The organism is Vibrio sp. 10N.286.51.C3, assembly GCF_003050065.1.
GTDB classification, from domain to species: domain Bacteria; phylum Pseudomonadota; class Gammaproteobacteria; order Enterobacterales; family Vibrionaceae; genus Vibrio; species Vibrio crassostreae.
On sequence record NZ_PIGC01000006.1, the window covers coordinates 62,088 to 76,860 of the forward strand.

At 40.6% G+C, this 14,773-nt stretch carries 19 protein-coding genes; 18 read left to right on the forward strand and 1 reads right to left on the reverse strand.

From position 1 onward, the window contains the following. Positions 1 to 50: 50 nt before the first annotated feature. The 11 genes from CWO27_RS08115 (at position 51) to CWO27_RS08165 (ending at position 7,875) form a co-directional block, all read left to right on the forward strand. Entirely contained in the window at positions 51 to 641 is a 591-nt protein-coding gene (locus tag CWO27_RS08115; protein ID WP_170960784.1) for a hypothetical protein, read from the forward strand. Beyond that, the gene (locus CWO27_RS08120) at positions 634 to 1,956 is read left to right on the forward strand and encodes a hypothetical protein (protein ID WP_240699539.1); all 1,323 of its coding nucleotides are present in this window, start codon (positions 634 to 636) and stop codon (positions 1,954 to 1,956) included. Before CWO27_RS08115 ends, CWO27_RS08120 begins: the two co-directional genes overlap by 8 nt. Before the next feature lie 405 nt (positions 1,957 to 2,361). Then, positions 2,362 to 2,853 (forward strand): GNAT family N-acetyltransferase, encoded by a 492-nt coding sequence (locus tag CWO27_RS08125; RefSeq protein ID WP_017106677.1) that lies wholly within the window; start codon positions 2,362 to 2,364, stop codon positions 2,851 to 2,853. 88 nt (positions 2,854 to 2,941) lie between these two features. Beyond that, positions 2,942 to 3,298 carry a DUF6404 family protein gene (locus CWO27_RS08130; protein WP_102413573.1) on the forward strand — a complete coding sequence of 119 codons (357 nt, stop codon included), beginning with the start codon at positions 2,942 to 2,944 and terminating at the stop codon, positions 3,296 to 3,298. A gap of 59 nt (positions 3,299 to 3,357) precedes the next feature. Then, positions 3,358 to 3,681, forward strand: coding sequence for a hypothetical protein (locus CWO27_RS23895; RefSeq protein ID WP_107898819.1), 324 nt, complete (start codon positions 3,358 to 3,360; stop codon positions 3,679 to 3,681). A gap of 66 nt (positions 3,682 to 3,747) precedes the next feature. Next, positions 3,748 to 4,086 (forward strand): DUF952 domain-containing protein, encoded by a 339-nt coding sequence (locus CWO27_RS08140; protein ID WP_102479344.1) that lies wholly within the window; start codon positions 3,748 to 3,750, stop codon positions 4,084 to 4,086. A 108-nt stretch (positions 4,087 to 4,194) separates the two neighbouring features. After that, entirely contained in the window at positions 4,195 to 5,031 is an 837-nt protein-coding gene (locus CWO27_RS08145) for a GNAT family N-acetyltransferase (protein ID WP_107898820.1), read from the forward strand. Between the two features lie 22 nt (positions 5,032 to 5,053). Continuing rightward, positions 5,054 to 5,824, forward strand: coding sequence for a GNAT family N-acetyltransferase (locus CWO27_RS08150; RefSeq protein WP_107898821.1), 771 nt, complete (start codon positions 5,054 to 5,056; stop codon positions 5,822 to 5,824). A 21-nt stretch (positions 5,825 to 5,845) separates the two neighbouring features. Continuing rightward, on the forward strand, positions 5,846 to 6,259 hold the full coding sequence (locus CWO27_RS08155; RefSeq protein WP_102479339.1) for a nucleotide triphosphate diphosphatase NUDT15: 414 nt from the start codon (positions 5,846 to 5,848) through the stop codon (positions 6,257 to 6,259). Positions 6,260 to 6,352: 93 nt separating this feature from the next. Further along, positions 6,353 to 6,856 (forward strand): peptide deformylase, encoded by a 504-nt coding sequence (gene def / locus CWO27_RS08160; protein WP_102479337.1) that lies wholly within the window; start codon positions 6,353 to 6,355, stop codon positions 6,854 to 6,856. Between the two features lie 254 nt (positions 6,857 to 7,110). Continuing rightward, positions 7,111 to 7,875 carry a hypothetical protein gene (locus CWO27_RS08165; RefSeq protein ID WP_107898822.1) on the forward strand — a complete coding sequence of 255 codons (765 nt, stop codon included), beginning with the start codon at positions 7,111 to 7,113 and terminating at the stop codon, positions 7,873 to 7,875. Positions 7,876 to 7,937: 62 nt separating this feature from the next. On the opposite strand, the gene CWO27_RS08170 is transcribed toward CWO27_RS08165, so the two are convergent. Continuing rightward, complete coding sequence (locus CWO27_RS08170; protein WP_102265895.1) at positions 7,938 to 8,225, reverse strand: hypothetical protein; 288 nt, start codon at positions 8,223 to 8,225, stop codon at positions 7,938 to 7,940. A gap of 1,200 nt (positions 8,226 to 9,425) precedes the next feature. On the opposite strand from CWO27_RS08170, the gene CWO27_RS08175 reads away from it, so the two are divergent. From CWO27_RS08175 to CWO27_RS08215, 7 genes are all read left to right on the forward strand, one after another. Further along, a complete protein-coding gene (locus CWO27_RS08175; protein ID WP_107898823.1) occupies positions 9,426 to 9,923 on the forward strand; it encodes a hypothetical protein in 498 nt (165 codons plus the stop codon). A 131-nt stretch (positions 9,924 to 10,054) separates the two neighbouring features. Beyond that, positions 10,055 to 10,726, forward strand: a complete 672-nt coding sequence (locus CWO27_RS08180) for a hypothetical protein (protein WP_107898824.1) — start codon at positions 10,055 to 10,057, stop codon at positions 10,724 to 10,726. After that, a complete protein-coding gene (locus CWO27_RS08185) occupies positions 10,726 to 11,058 on the forward strand; it encodes a hypothetical protein (RefSeq protein ID WP_107898825.1) in 333 nt (110 codons plus the stop codon). Before CWO27_RS08180 ends, CWO27_RS08185 begins: the two co-directional genes overlap by 1 nt. A 146-nt stretch (positions 11,059 to 11,204) precedes the next feature. Beyond that, a complete protein-coding gene (locus CWO27_RS08195; protein ID WP_107898884.1) occupies positions 11,205 to 12,545 on the forward strand; it encodes a hypothetical protein in 1,341 nt (446 codons plus the stop codon). A 145-nt stretch (positions 12,546 to 12,690) separates the two neighbouring features. Continuing rightward, positions 12,691 to 13,278 carry a hypothetical protein gene (locus CWO27_RS08200; protein ID WP_061031119.1) on the forward strand — a complete coding sequence of 196 codons (588 nt, stop codon included), beginning with the start codon at positions 12,691 to 12,693 and terminating at the stop codon, positions 13,276 to 13,278. Continuing rightward, a complete protein-coding gene (locus CWO27_RS08205; RefSeq protein ID WP_239962153.1) occupies positions 13,271 to 14,176 on the forward strand; it encodes a DUF4868 domain-containing protein in 906 nt (301 codons plus the stop codon). The genes CWO27_RS08200 and CWO27_RS08205 overlap by 8 nt, the downstream gene beginning before the upstream one ends. Before the next feature lie 229 nt (positions 14,177 to 14,405). After that, entirely contained in the window at positions 14,406 to 14,726 is a 321-nt protein-coding gene (locus CWO27_RS08215; protein WP_061031117.1) for a hypothetical protein, read from the forward strand. The last annotated feature ends 47 nt before the right edge of the window (positions 14,727 to 14,773 follow it).

Sequence of the window (14,773 nt, forward strand, 5' to 3'; positions counted from 1 at the left end):
AGTAACAAAAATGATTCGTTATGCATGGCATTATTTGCTTGTTGTACTCAATGAGTAAGGGACATGCGTCAGAATTAGCACTTCAGTTAATAAAGCAGATTTATATGAAAATAAGGTTTTTAATTGTCCCATTAGTTTCCATGTTTATGGGGTGTAATGATTTAAGAAAAATAGAGGAGGTGCCGAATGATAAGTTGCCTCCTGCTGCACCAGTATCAGAAGAAGAGCTGGAGTTGCAAGAAACCCTCCCTAGTTTGGAAAGAGAGCCGACACTCGTTGGTGTGGATAATGACGATAATGGCATTAGGGATGATATTGAAAGATATATCGATAATAACTACCTCGAGCTGGACCAGAAACAGGCAGCCGGACAGTATGCCAAAGCTCTACAGCATACTTTGGTTGTTGATCTAACAGATATCAACGCGGTCAAAAGTGCTAATAGAAAACTCTCAGAAGCTGACCATTGTATTTATAGCCGCTTTGATGGAAGTAATAATAGCACGCAACCTGCGCAAGTATCCCAAGAGCTTGAGTCCATAACAACGAATACAAAAGAAAGATTATTAGCGTATCTCGCCTTTGCCAGAGCCTTGGATGGTACCTCCTGGTCGATTCCAAAAGGAGATACTTGTGAATAAAGTTATTCAATACATATCATCTTTTAGCATTTGCCTATTCCTCTCATCGATATTGAGTTTTTCAGCGTCTGCACAGGTAAACACTGAAGGAGATATTTGTAGAAACACAGATGTGGTCGTCGCTTTTTTTAATGGCGTTAACACTACGCCAAGTGGAGCAAACAGAGCAAAAGAAGAGCTAAAAAGAATCCATGGCGAAAAGTCGGTTACAGGAGACTCCATCCAGTATGAGGTTTTTTACAACTACACCGATGGTTTTGAAGACTTTGTTGAAACCTTCGAACAACGTCTTTTGGAGCAAGACCGCATATTGGAAGGGCGTTATGAGCTCTTTTTTGAAATTATGAGAGGTGATGGTCCTTGGTGGTCGAGTATTATTGAAGCTGCCTCTTCGACTGCTGCTCTATATGAAGCTATTGGTGATAAATTTCGGGCTAATACTATTCAAAGCCTTACATCATTGATGGGAAATCCACCTACTACCGCTAACTATTCAGAACATCAGGCCAAGATCGATAACTGGGTCCTTAAAGGCTTTAAGCTACTTTTTGTAGCCCATTCTCAGGGTAACCTTTTTGCGAATGCCGCCTACGAATATACAACAACAAAGGTAAATGAAGACTCCGTTAAAGTTGTTCACGTAGCTCCGGCATCACCGTCTCTTAGTGGTGAGCATACATTGGCTGATCTGGATTTGGTGATAAATGGGTTAAGACTTGTGGGCAGTGTACCGAACATTACAGACAATATTCCAGGCTACTTGTTCAGGCCGAGTGGTGTTAATGGTAGTAAGGATATTCTCGGTCATGGCTTTATTGAAATATACATCAACCAAAAGCTAGATATATCGAACAGAGTGAGAACGCAGATCAATGATGCATTGAATACACTTACCGCACCTCCCGCAGAAGCGTCTCAAGGTTTCTTTACAGCACAATTAACGTGGGACGGCAAAGGAGATGCGGATCTTCATGTGACAGAGCCTAGTGGGGAGCATGTTTATTACAGCAACAAGCAAGGTTCATCAGGGTATTTAGATGTAGACAATACTAGGGAGTACGGTCCTGAGCATTATTTTAGTTCGTGTGATCCAGCTAGTCTTAAAACAGGACTTTATTCAGTGTCTGTCGCGAACTTTTCTCGTGCTAATGGCCGGTTAGCAACCGTACAGATTGATTCGACGACCAATGGAGCACTTGGCACAAAAAGTGTGACATTAGGTGAAGCGACAGGTGCTAAGCCTGAATACCACTTGTTTAATGTGCTAGTTACTAAAAACGAAGAAACGGGAAAATATACCGCAAGTATTGAGTAAGATGTGCACTCGTTAATTTAACACAACACGCTGAAATCCAAACGCCGACAACTCTGTCGGCGTTTTTCCATTCGCCACGGCAACGCTAGCTTTCATCTATCGAACCTCACTTCGTCTATCCATCATCGCGTCACAAACAAACTTAAAATCAACTATCCCGTCTGAACAAGGAGGTGTATGGATAAAATGATAAGTAATACACACATTCACATAATTTCTGCATTCAATTTTAGCTATACGGAATACTTCTGCTTTTCGTCATGTATGATGCGATTATCTTGGTAAGGTACTGTTATTAAATGAGTTATTTAACTAAGTATGAGATGGTTTAATTACTAGACAGAAATGCTCTAGTGATAAAACTCATAATTATTCAGTTTATTAACTGCTGTGTTTGGAGAGGAAATGGTCAGGGAAGCGACAAAAGACGATTGTGTAAAGTTAGCGGCATTGTCCATTAAAGTCTGGCTAGACACATATGCGAGAGAAGGGGTCAAAACTGAATACGCTGAGTATGTCTTGTCTACTTTCACGGCAGCCTACTTCTTTGAAATATTGAATACCACTAAATATCGTGTGTTTGTAAGTGAAGAAAATGAGGTTATTCAAGGCTACGTAATGGTTAACCTTGAATCGCACTACCAAACGCCTGGCAATGGCTTTGAAGTAGAAAAACTTTATGTAGATAACATTTTCAAAGGTAAAGGGATAGGCCGAAAGCTTTTGAATGGAATCGAGAATCAGTTTGGTAATAAATACTGGCTGTACACGTGGGTAGAAAATGAATCGAATGGCTTTTATGAACATTTAGGTTTTAGTCGAATAGGTTTACTGACTTTTGAGTTTTCTGGAGCGTTAATAGAAAACAATGTGTATCAATCAGCTCACACACATTGAACCAGGTTAGTCCTTTAGTGGGTAACACTTCTCGGTAAATCGTCGCATAGTCATAGAATTCAAGTGACATAGGCATAGTGAGGTAAAGATGGACAAGGCGAAATTCATTCAGCAGCACCTTATTGAAAAGGGCGTCCCTGCAGACTTAACGAGGCCAAATGCCTTTATTTGGTCAAAATACACTAACGTGTCTCAAACGCCTATGGTGTTTCAATCGCTTCAAAAAGTATTCTTGATTTATGGATTATCGATGGCCGTAATTTGGGGGTCTTTGATGTGGATGTTTACTTGGCACTCAGAGCCCGAACATTGGAAAACTTACCTTATTTCATCTGCTATTTTTGGTTTCTTTATGGGACTTGTTAATGTGTTCAGAATCGTCAAGGCACGAAAAAAATTGGGTGAAAAGAGTTGGGAAAATTGGTGTAAGAAAAACTACGGATAAGCGCAATAACAAGCAATTAAAATGATTCGTAATACTTGGCATTTAGGAGTTTGAATTAGATGTACAAACTTGAGATTTTCTGTACGCCTGAACAACAAGAGCGAGTTCTTAGCACTTTACATGAGTCCGGTGTCGACAGGATTGGAAACTATGACCACTGTTGGGCTATCGGGTCAGTTACCGGGTCTCACCGAGCGCTTGATAGATCTACGCCTGTGTTTGGGAGCAAAGGAAAAGTCGAAAATTACCCGCTATTAAAAGTTGAAATCAACGTGGCAAAGAGCCAAGTGAAACCAATTGTTGATCAGCTTAGAGAGTCCCTCGGCTGGGAGGAACCTTTAGTCAATGTTTTCAAAATCTATAACTCTGAGTTCGATCTTTGAAGGTACTTTGGTGGTCGCTAAACTTCTTAAGTAGACTCAAAGTCTTAGAAAGTAAGATAAATAAAAATGCTATACCACTTACTGACCGAAAGTGATTACAAAGAATACCAAAGCACAGAAACCTATGAACCCGCATCCTTGAAGGACGAAGGCTTTATCCACCTTGCTTATGAAGAGCAACTGCAAAAAATTGTTGATTGTTTCTTTGTGGGAGTGACGCAAGCATATCTTCTAGAAATCGACAAAAGCGCGGTTGCTAGAGATTTGAGAGATGAGCCTCCTGTAGGGACTAAAGATGATGGGGCACTTTACCCACATTTATATAGTCCACTTTCTAAGCAAGCCGTGATTAGAACAATAAAGTTAGTCGCGGATTCATCAGGTGCGCTAAAAGTAAACCTGTAACAATCGCAGTATTCCTATCGGCTCTGTACCATTCAAAGCAAGCAGCACTTAATCGTGTGTTGTTTTGGCTCTACAGAGCTTTTTGTTTCCATCAAGTTAAGGAAAACAATGCAAGTTAAAGCAGTTAAAGACGCATATAACGCATACTTTTATTTTAATAATGAGCGAACCCTTTCAACCGATTTAGCCAGTGAACTGATTTCAATTGAAGATGATGGCTTCTCTGTCTTTATCGATAAAACACGTAAGTACGACAACCAGATCCTCATTGATGGCGTTTGCAATTCCGCGAGCTTAGAGGCAGACCTCAAACTATTTAAAGATGGTATCTCACCTGAGATTTCTATTGCGCCTAACGCTTTAACGACAGAGCTGAAATCATGGTTATCGAAACGTCAGTTTGTGCCTGCTTTTGAGCATGAGTTTCTTGAGTTACCCGCAGAAGGCTATGTAGAAAAGCCGAGTACTGAAAAACTAAGTGCAGAAACATTGATTGCAGAAACATCCAGCGTAGAACCGTTGAGCGATGTAGGTAAAGTCACGATTGAGCGATGGACGCAAGATAATGCCGATGAGTTTTTGGCTTTGCTCAAAACATCCGGTTTAGAGTGTTCAGACCAAATCTGGCAGCAGAAACGCGCGCTCTATTGCACCGATACTTTCCGTTGTTACGTTGCGAAAATAGAGGGTAAACCGTGCGCTTGGGCGACGAGTTTCATCAACAACGAACACGCAATACTTGCCAATGCGTATACACAAGAGCGCTATCGTTCAAAGGGATGCCAAACGGCGCTATTAAGATCTCGAATCGAAGATGCCATCGCCTTAGGGGCAAAGGTACTTTTAACCGACGTAATGGCAAACAGCACCAGTAGCAAAAATTGTAAATCGATCGGTTTTCGCTCTGTTGGCGTACGAAGTGTATGGTGCAAAGACGAGGCATAGGGCTATCTACCAAGAGAAAATTATGAATACAACGGATGTAATGCAAGAGTACAACGAGTTCGAGCGAAAGCGTTTTAACTCATTCAATGGTATGAAGGTCACAGAGAACAACCTAACTAAGTTCGTATCTAACGATCGTCATGGTAGCTATATCTCCTTTTTCGACTTCGATGAAAGCCTCACAGACTCTATCGTCAAAGAGCAACTCGCGTACTTTAAGCAGCGTAACCTATGTTTTGAATGGAAGACGTACAGTACCGACATACCAAAGAACATCAGTGCCGTATTGCTCGAGAATGGTTTTGAGCAGGATGAGCGCGAGTCATTCATGGTGTTGGACCTGTCTAAGGCCACCTGCAAGCCCTTTGATAAAGGTAAGATCACCGAGGTGGCGGACAGCAAAGGCATTCGCGATGCGATTAAAGTCCAAGAGCAAGTTTGGGGTGGCGATTTCGAATGGCATTACAATCATTTAGTCAGCCTTAAACAGCACGCTCCCGATTCAGTGTCTATCTATGTCGTGTATGTCGACGACCAGCCTGTGACCTCAGCGTGGATCATATTTAATGGAAGCAGCCCGTTTGCAGGTATTTGGGGCGGAAGTACCATCGAAGTATTTCGAGGTAATGGCTATTACAGTTTGCTACTGAACAAGCGCATTGAGGAAGCCAAATCGAGAGGGGTTAAATACCTTACCATCGATGCTTCTGATATGAGTAAACCCATTGTATCCAAACGTGGTTTTGAAGTGATCGCGACCACCACAGGGTATACCTCACCAAGTAGCGAGTAATGTGTTTTAAAGGAGTAAAGAGTGAATAATCAAGTACGTGTAGGTGTTGCTGCGGTCATTTTCCGGGAAGGACGCATTCTACTTGGCGAGCGCATTGGCTCTCATGGTGCTAATACGTGGGCGACGCCTGGTGGGCACCTTGAACTGGGTGAAAGCATTGAAGAGTGCGCGCAGCGAGAAACCCTTGAAGAGACAGGTTTAGAGGTCGGCTCGTTTAAGAAGCTCGGCTTTACCAACGATATCTTCGAAAAAGAAGGCAAGCACTACGTCACCTTGTATGTTGTCGCGACCAGTTCTCGTGGTGAGCCTCAAGTCATGGAGCCTCATCAGTGTAAGCAGTGGCAATGGTTCGATTTAGATGAACTGCCAGAACCTCTATTCTTACCTTTGGTGAACTTGTTGAAGGAGCCGGTAAACTTTAAGAACTTTGACTAGCCAGAACGCTCATACTTGGTACTCAAGCTATATTGGTTTATCTTTCTCACTCTGTTATAAAATAATGATTAAATTGAAAATTCAAAGGAAAACATGGCAGTTTTAGACATTCTTACCGCACCGGATCCAAGGCTCAAAGTGAAAGCGGAAGAGGTGCAAGATGTATCGACGGTACAAACACTCATCGACGATATGTTAGAAACACTCTATGCCACTGATAATGGTATCGGCTTGGCATCCACTCAGATCGGTCGTAAAGAGGCCGTGGTGGTTATCGATATTTCAGACAGCCGAGACCAACCGTTAATCTTGGTGAACCCGGTCGTCGCAAGTGGCACCAACAAAGCTTTGGGCCAAGAAGGCTGCTTATCAGTGCCTGACTACTATGCGGATGTCGAGCGTTTTACGTCTGTGGCTGTTTCTGCTCTCGATCGAGAAGGGTTGCCAATCACCATTGAAAGCGATGACTTTCTCGCTATCGTCATGCAGCATGAAATTGACCATTTATCGGGTAACCTATTTATTGATTACCTGTCGCCACTAAAGCGTCAAATGGCGATGAAAAAAGTTAAAAAGTACCTAAAATCGCACGCTTAATCCGGCTTATAAACCATTATCTCTTCAAACCCAACGCGTGAATTTCAACACATCAGCGTTGGGTTTTGTCGCTGTCCTTCTCAATTTAGTGTGCCACCCCTTTCATATTATGCGACTTTTCAATAGGTTGGTCCGTTCCCCTAGTAGAAACATGGTTTGCCAAAGCACTAAGCACTAAGCACTTAAGCAATAAACAGCAAGCACCGAAGCTATAAAAAGTAAGTAATAAAGCGATAAGGCAATAAAGGAATATAATGAAGAAAAACCTAGTGGTTGGCGGCACTTTGCTGGGTGTTGTGGCACTCTTTTTCGTTGGTAAAAACAGAGGCGAAGAACTGACCCTTGCCCCTTGTGATATGGGTGAAAAAGTCGAAACTCCCGTTCACTTCTTTACCGACGCATCGATGAGCGAGTCAAAAATTCAGAAGATGATAGGCTACTCTAATCTTGTTCTTCAAAATTCATGCGTACCAATGGAGCGAACATTATCAGGCATCACTAGAATCGACCTTTCTGGTTTCCAAGATGCGGAAAGTAGCAAGCTGCACAAACAGTTAGTTAAGCTGGTTGGCGACGAGGTGTTGGAACACATGCAGCGAGAGGGTAGCTACTATGCACTGGTTCTTCCTGAAGACCACGAGTTCTCAGACGACGGAACCTTTGGTACGGTTGATCTGAATTTAAGCCGTAGCTTTTTAGTGCTGTCATCTGCAGCAGAGGTAGGGGTACTTGAGCATGAACTCGGTCATTTGGCTTGGGCGTGGCACAACGACACTCCCGATCACTGGCTCAAAGGTATGTTGCTACAAGAAAACCATGATTATATAAAACCTTACTCTTTCGGCGCTTTGTGCCGGGAAGCGGGCACCGTGATGACCTACGCTGAAAAAGTATTGCCCGTGTATTCCTCGCCAAACATTCAATACTACGGAAAAGCATGTGGTGATGCAGAAAAAGCAGACAACGCAAGGCACATGCGAGAGTTTGCTCAGTCACTCGCTTTAAATGCCGCAACATAGGCAGCTAAGACAATAAATGAATAAATACCGACCCTAAAGGTCGGTATTTTTATTTGTTAGCTCTAATTAGAGCCACACTCCAACATAAAGCCATCTTCAGTGCGGCGTAAAGTGATCGTCGTGCTGGCCTCTAATTCCCCCTCCGGTAAATAAACCGCGCAGTTTTCAAACCCAGCAGAGTTAGCTGAATTGATCGTTTCATATACCTCTTCTGAGCTGTCTACATTTTCACCTGCGTAAACAATAACGTTATCGATTTGGGCAAGCATCTGGTCGGAATTTTGTGTTGCTTTAGCGTGAGCGAAAACAGAAATAGAACCAAGAGCAAGAAACAGTAAAGCCTTTTTCATTGTATACCTCGTAAGAGTTTAGGGTTGGTGTTGAGGGGCTAATATACATCGGAATATTTGTAGATCAACAAAAAATTATCGAATAACAATAAATTTTTGTTGTTTTGTGTTTGTTTTACCATGCGCAAAAACGGTGAAAGCCTCCGGTTTTATTGGGCTATACGCTCCTAACTAGCTCTTTGCTCGGTTGTGAGATTTTTTGGTGCCTGCGTTCTCACTGCGTCATTTTTTACGCAGCTAAACCTGTTGATGACTTTTGATGTATCTGTTCTGTGGGGGAATTCGCTGGTGGTGGAGGGCTACTGGCTTAATGTGTGGAGCAGTCGATCAAGATAGATTCACAACACATGGTATTTAGTGCTGAATCGGTGTGGGCTCATAACACGAACAGTAGAGTGGATTAATCGTCTCAGTCACATCCATCATCGATTCATAACACGCGGTGCTTTTGCTGCCAGTAATGTTTGTAGCCAAGCTAGCGCTTCAAAACGTTTGGCACTGTACTTAGCAGGATTAACCGAGCACTAAGCACCATGAAATTAATCGTGATGACAAAAATTATCAGTGCACAAAAAGCTTCATGGCTGCGGAACTTTAGGTATAGAATTCAGGAAGATAAAGACCACTGAATTTATAAGTATAAATACCAAGGTCTACCAGTGTGTTGAAAGCGGCGATGTAACGCCATAGCAAATCTAAGCCAAGTGGACGAGTACCAAGGCTTTGTGAGCCACTAAAAATGAACCGTTACACGCGGCGTTAAAGTGTTAGAAATATCAATAAGATAATTTTATTTTAAGTATGAAATACCGATTGATTAAACGATCAGTTTCACATACCATCTCTCGAAGCTTGAATGTCGTTCTGTAAATTTATCAATGAGAGACTCGCCGATACTGCGGCTTAATCATCATGCTATCGACAGTTCTGTAACCCAAAAGCTAAGGCGGCGGGGAAGAAACCGCTCAACAAGATGACGACTCACTCACACATTGCGCCATTTTCTGTATCTTGCCGAAACTATATCGAAAATCTCTGTGTTTCATCATGTTTGCGCCAGAAGCAAGCAGGTAAGGTCTTGTTATTAAATTAGTTATTATACAGAACCTGAATGAATCAGATTACTAAGCAGAATGGTCTCAGGGACAAAGTACAGAATTATCCGGTTTAAATAGGCTTAGCATTATTGAGGAAAATATATTGAGTCCAACTGAAATACCTAAAGAAATACTAGAAGCATTTAAAGTTCCCGTTCTATTCAAAATAATTGCATGGTCTTTCACTATCCTTATCTGTGCTCTTGGTGTTTATGCAAGCTTCCATTGGGGGGACTGGATTCACTTTGCAAGGGCTGGAGCAGTGATAGTTGTGCTCTCGCTGGCGCTTGAAGCTTCGGGGTATATCGACAAGTATTTAGATAAAATTCTAAATATGATTAACGACATTTTTCCTGAAATTGTCTTGAAGCAAGTGATGAAAAATAAGCATATGTATGGTTTAAAGGGGAATGAGTCTAAAGATCAATTGGTCCAAATCGCACGTAAAGAGAACTCAAGGCGTTTAACAGATATTGGTAATATTGCGAGTAATCAGTTCTATAAAAACTTAAGAAGAACTGAGTTTACGATTGCAACAATCGGCACGTTAATATGGGGTTTTGGCGACTTATTAGAAGCCCTAATTCCACTTTCAGTATAATGCTGTCAAAGTATTTAAGAGTGATTTGCTACGCTTGGCGGTTTCGCTTCGCTCAAGTATAGCCAAACGCCGCTCAGACCTTCATGCGATTTTATACGTTTAATAAGGTCCAATAAAAGATAAGGATAAAAATGGAACAAGTAATTAAGCTTCAGTTGGCGCTGTTTTTCGAGTCTTACCAAATGAGACCAGATAACTTGATGCATAGTATCAACTCAGACATGGGGAACTTGTTTGATGCAATGCCACAAATAATCCCAATGCCTGAAGATGCACCTCTCGATATTCCAAGGGTTCAACTTAGGTCTGAGAACAACCGCTACAACTGTAATATTGCTCCGTCGAGAGTTGATTTCATAATCAATGGTAACGGTAGCAATGAGTCGTCTTGGGTACAGCTAACAAATGATTTTCTTGCAAAACTTCGCTTGTTTGTACGCTCTGTAAACTCAAAAGCCGCTAGCATTCGATTTGGTCTAATCGGTAACTTTTTCATACCAGATAACGTTAATAGTGCGTCAATTACTAGAAAGTACTTAAAAGTTGATCTTAATTCGGCTGAGGAAATCAACCTGCGCTTTAACAAGCGTAATAGTTTATATGGGTTGAACCTGAACAATATAACTTCAATAAATACTGTTATAGCTGAAATCAACAATGTACCCAACAAAGGTGTTTTTATTGAACTAGATATTAATAACGTTCCTGACAATCGAAGACTTGATATAGAGAACCTTATTGAGTTAGTTAGTAAACAGTTACCAAATTTTGCACCCGAGAAGGTGAAAGGGTTAGTAAAATAATGAGTTCATCATCAACAAGTCAGTTTCAACCACCTTCTAGCTCTTCAGGTCAACCTAGTGATACGCAAGCATGGCAGAAACTAGTTTCTGATGCGGCTAAGCCAAAAACACCAGCTCAGATTCGAGCTGCTGGAGACATCAAAGTAAAAGTCGGAGTCTTATGGTTAGTTGGCATTACTTGTGCAATTTTGGCTATTTTTGAGGGCGTGGTTTTTGTAAGAACACCTGAACATGCTAAAGATATATGGGTTATTATCGCTCCAATTATTACAGCAGGTCTCACTGGTACTTTGGCTTTTTTAACTGGAGAAAAAGCAGGCTCATCGAAGTAGCATGCAACAAACGGTTTAAGAGTGATTCGCAATGTGTGGCATTTTTATTATGCGTTGGTTTTAGTGATTAAGGTGGTATGCGGGAGCTTCGGTATTGCGTTGCTCATACCTTAACAGGGCGTTAGGAATACAGGAGCAAGTTGGCAGTGCAGTTTACTGAAAGAGAAATTCAAGACTATATCTGGGAGAAGCGGGAGGAGTTCGTAGAGTTACTCGTTGAACCTGAAGGTCTTGAATTAGTGGAGTTTAACGATGATTTATCTGATGTAACCGCACAGCGATTAATACAGAATAAGATAAACAGTCAATTATTACAATTACACTCCAAACTATATGATATGGAGTTAATTGGTTGTGAGGTTGCTTTAGAGCAACATTCAAATTCAACCATAAGGGCAGACTTTTTGGCTGTTTTTCCGGGTGATACTGGTCTAGCTGTTATAGAGCTTAAAAAAAGTAAACAGACAGAGAGACAAGCATTTACGGAGCTTTTAGCGTATTCAAATCATATGACAACGTTGTTTCCTGCTATGACTAGAGATGATAGTGTTTATATCTTAATTTCTCCAATGGAAACACGGATTGCCCGAGACGCAGTGATTCAAAGTTTAGCATTTGACAATAGAACAATTTTAGCACTTGTCCCTAAATTGACCGATCCAAAAGATATAACTACGTTAAAACTTGAACTGTGGATTCCAAGCAACTCTGAACTAGCGTCATTTTCAAATATAGCATTCCGAGAAGAAAATTTTAGTGTCTGCAAGTTGTCTTGGGAATACGACCTAGGGCGTTGGGATGCAGAGAAGGGAAGCAATCCTCCTCATTACTTTGTAAGTCAATTCAATAATGTATCCTGCCTAGCTGCACAATATATGGAAGAGACAGGAGTCCATGGCTTTACTTATTGCTCACAACTGTGGTCAGAGTTATCTGAATCACTACCTTATACTAACTCATTAGTTTTGGTTGGCTTGAATCCATATGCAGTTGGTGGCGCTCAATTTTTGTCTGCTAACAGCACTGGTACCGAACATGAAATACCGGACCCTGACATCTATCTCCCTCACATAGGTGAACTAATACCCAAACTAGGTGTTGATGACCTTAGTGACACCAATGATGATGTTCTTGGTGGTTTACATCGAATATGGAACTCGCAGTTATTTAGAATTGGCAAGCAAGTCATAGACCTAACGACCAAAAATTTGGATGGGAAGTATATCCATATCGAATATGGTTTTATGGATTGGAAAACTTATCAAAGGTCGATGCTCGAGGATGTTTATTGCCATAACTTTGCAATCAGATCTACAGGCTTAATGCGGCACCTTTATACAGACATACTTAAGCTTGACTATGATGTTTGTAATAAAGTGGGATTAGAAAATCACCCTATACACGGAGATATGCCTTATTTAGGAGTCGATTTTTTGAAATCTCAGACCTATTTTCGGCAATTTATCTTACGCATGTTCAACACGTAAGTATTCCATACAAGCGTTTAAGACAGATTCCCAACGCATGGCATTTTTCATTCCATCGTTGGGTTTTGTGTTTACGGTGGTATGCGGGCGGCTTTTGTATTGCGTTGTTCACCCCCTAACAGGACGTTAGGCGAAAGGAGAGGCTATGCAATTTAACTTAATTGCAGCATTTACAGTTTTTATTGGTTCATACTTACCACTAGCGTTGATCTTGGCCGTCCAAGATATTCCGTTCTCTTGGTGGAGTCGTCCTATTTGCAAGTTTGATGATATAAGTAATTGCGACTTTATCCCATTTACAAATATGTGCATTGCTATTGCCTTTATTGTCATTACTACGTTATCTGTATTTTTTTCAAACTTAACGTTGGCTAAGATTACTTATCCCTTCCCAGTTAAGGTTAAGTCATCAAAAGGAATTCCAAACGACATAATTAATTATGTTTTCCCTTACGTTGTCTCATTTATGGGAATTAGTTATGACACACCTGAAAAGCTACTTGGTTTTGCGGTGTTCTTACTATGGATGTTTGCTATTACGTATAAGTCTGGACAGATAATAATGAATCCTCTCTTGTTAATGTTTGGCTGGAAAATTTATGAAGCTAAAGTGGACTTTAATGGTCAAGAGCGAGACGTCAGGTTTTTGATTAAAGGGGATTTGTCCCCAGGTGAATACAGAATCCAAAAGGTTCAAGAGTTTTACATTGGTCAGGTAAATGATAATGGTTGATTTTGATACGCTTAAAGCATTTGACTTCGCAAATGCTGATACATACTTATGGGTATTTAAAGAAAGTACTACTAAAGAAAAATTTAGAACTAAATTTGTACAAACAGAAACAGAGTTAAATATAGACTTAAAAGCTTTTATTTGTGCTGAAATAAACAGAATTACTGAGCATTCTCCTTACACATACATATCGCAAACAAATGAAAATAGCTGTTTAACGATCGCTTTTGATAGTACAGACTTCACATTGCTTAAGTCACAGGTTGACTTACCAGAAGTTGAACATCGTGTTAAAAGCGTTAGCGATCTAGTTGGTGCTAAAGGTTACGTTGTAAAGTTTATAAAAGATGATGTGGTGGTTTACGCTGTTAAAAGGTCAACATCAACTTGGAAAACATCTTATCCTAAAAAATTCGTCAATATGGTGTTCAAAAATGGTGAGCTTAAAGGTGTTGAGAACAATGCTTTTTCCATTGAGAAAAATTTTGATTTCTATGTGGTTAACGATACTGCGTTTATTGCTAACAAAAAAGGCTTCGAGTCATCAATGAAGCACAAGGAAGAATATGTTCAGGCTTTTGATACACTTCAAAAAAATCCTGGCTTTAGTTCATTGTTTTCTGATGTTTCATCAATCGTTGAGTACGTAGGCTCTAATTCTATTCAATTACGTCGCATGGCTATCATTGAAGAGAAAGGGGTTTATAAACAAGCTAACTTTATCAAAAACCTTATTTCAGTAAACAGTAAAAGAAATTGGGGGCTTAACTTTGAAAATGACAAAATTATACCATGCGAAAAAACAGTCAAAGTCATTCTTCAGGTTCTCCTTGACCATCGACTGATTAGTGAAATCACGGATCATATATACGATGTTCCAGATGCGAAGCCAGTATGATTCGCTATACAAACAGGTTAAGAACGATTCCCAACACATGGCATTTTAAATGCACTATTTTAGTGTTTAAGGTAGTTTGCTCTGGCTTCGATATTGCGTTACTCAAACCTTAATTGGGTATGAGTAACGCAATTTGTGGCTTGTGTCATAGGTTGCATAATCTGGCTAAGTGTATGTTTATCATCATGTTAAAGTAACTCGTATATATCAAACTACGGGCAACCTTATTATGAAAAAAGTTCTATTAGCACTTACTTTTGCTTTGTCAGCAATATCATTCAACTCATCGGCTGCATTTGGGCTAAGTGATTTAAAGCAAGACAAGATCTGTCATTTTGCTAACGGTGATGAAGCGAATGCTAAATGTAAAGATGGTGATGTAGCCATGTGGACACCAAATTCATTCGGTAACGAACAGCTACCAATTTTGTATATCTCACTGTTTTGCGATTTTGAAGCTCCAATTACTCATACCGTGGGCGGTGTTTCTTGTATTTTTACCACCAAGCGTAAAGCTCAATGGAGCGATTTTGGTATCACAGTTAAGTAACATAGCGTTATAACCCGCATTTTAAAGTAGAGCCCAACGGCAGCAAG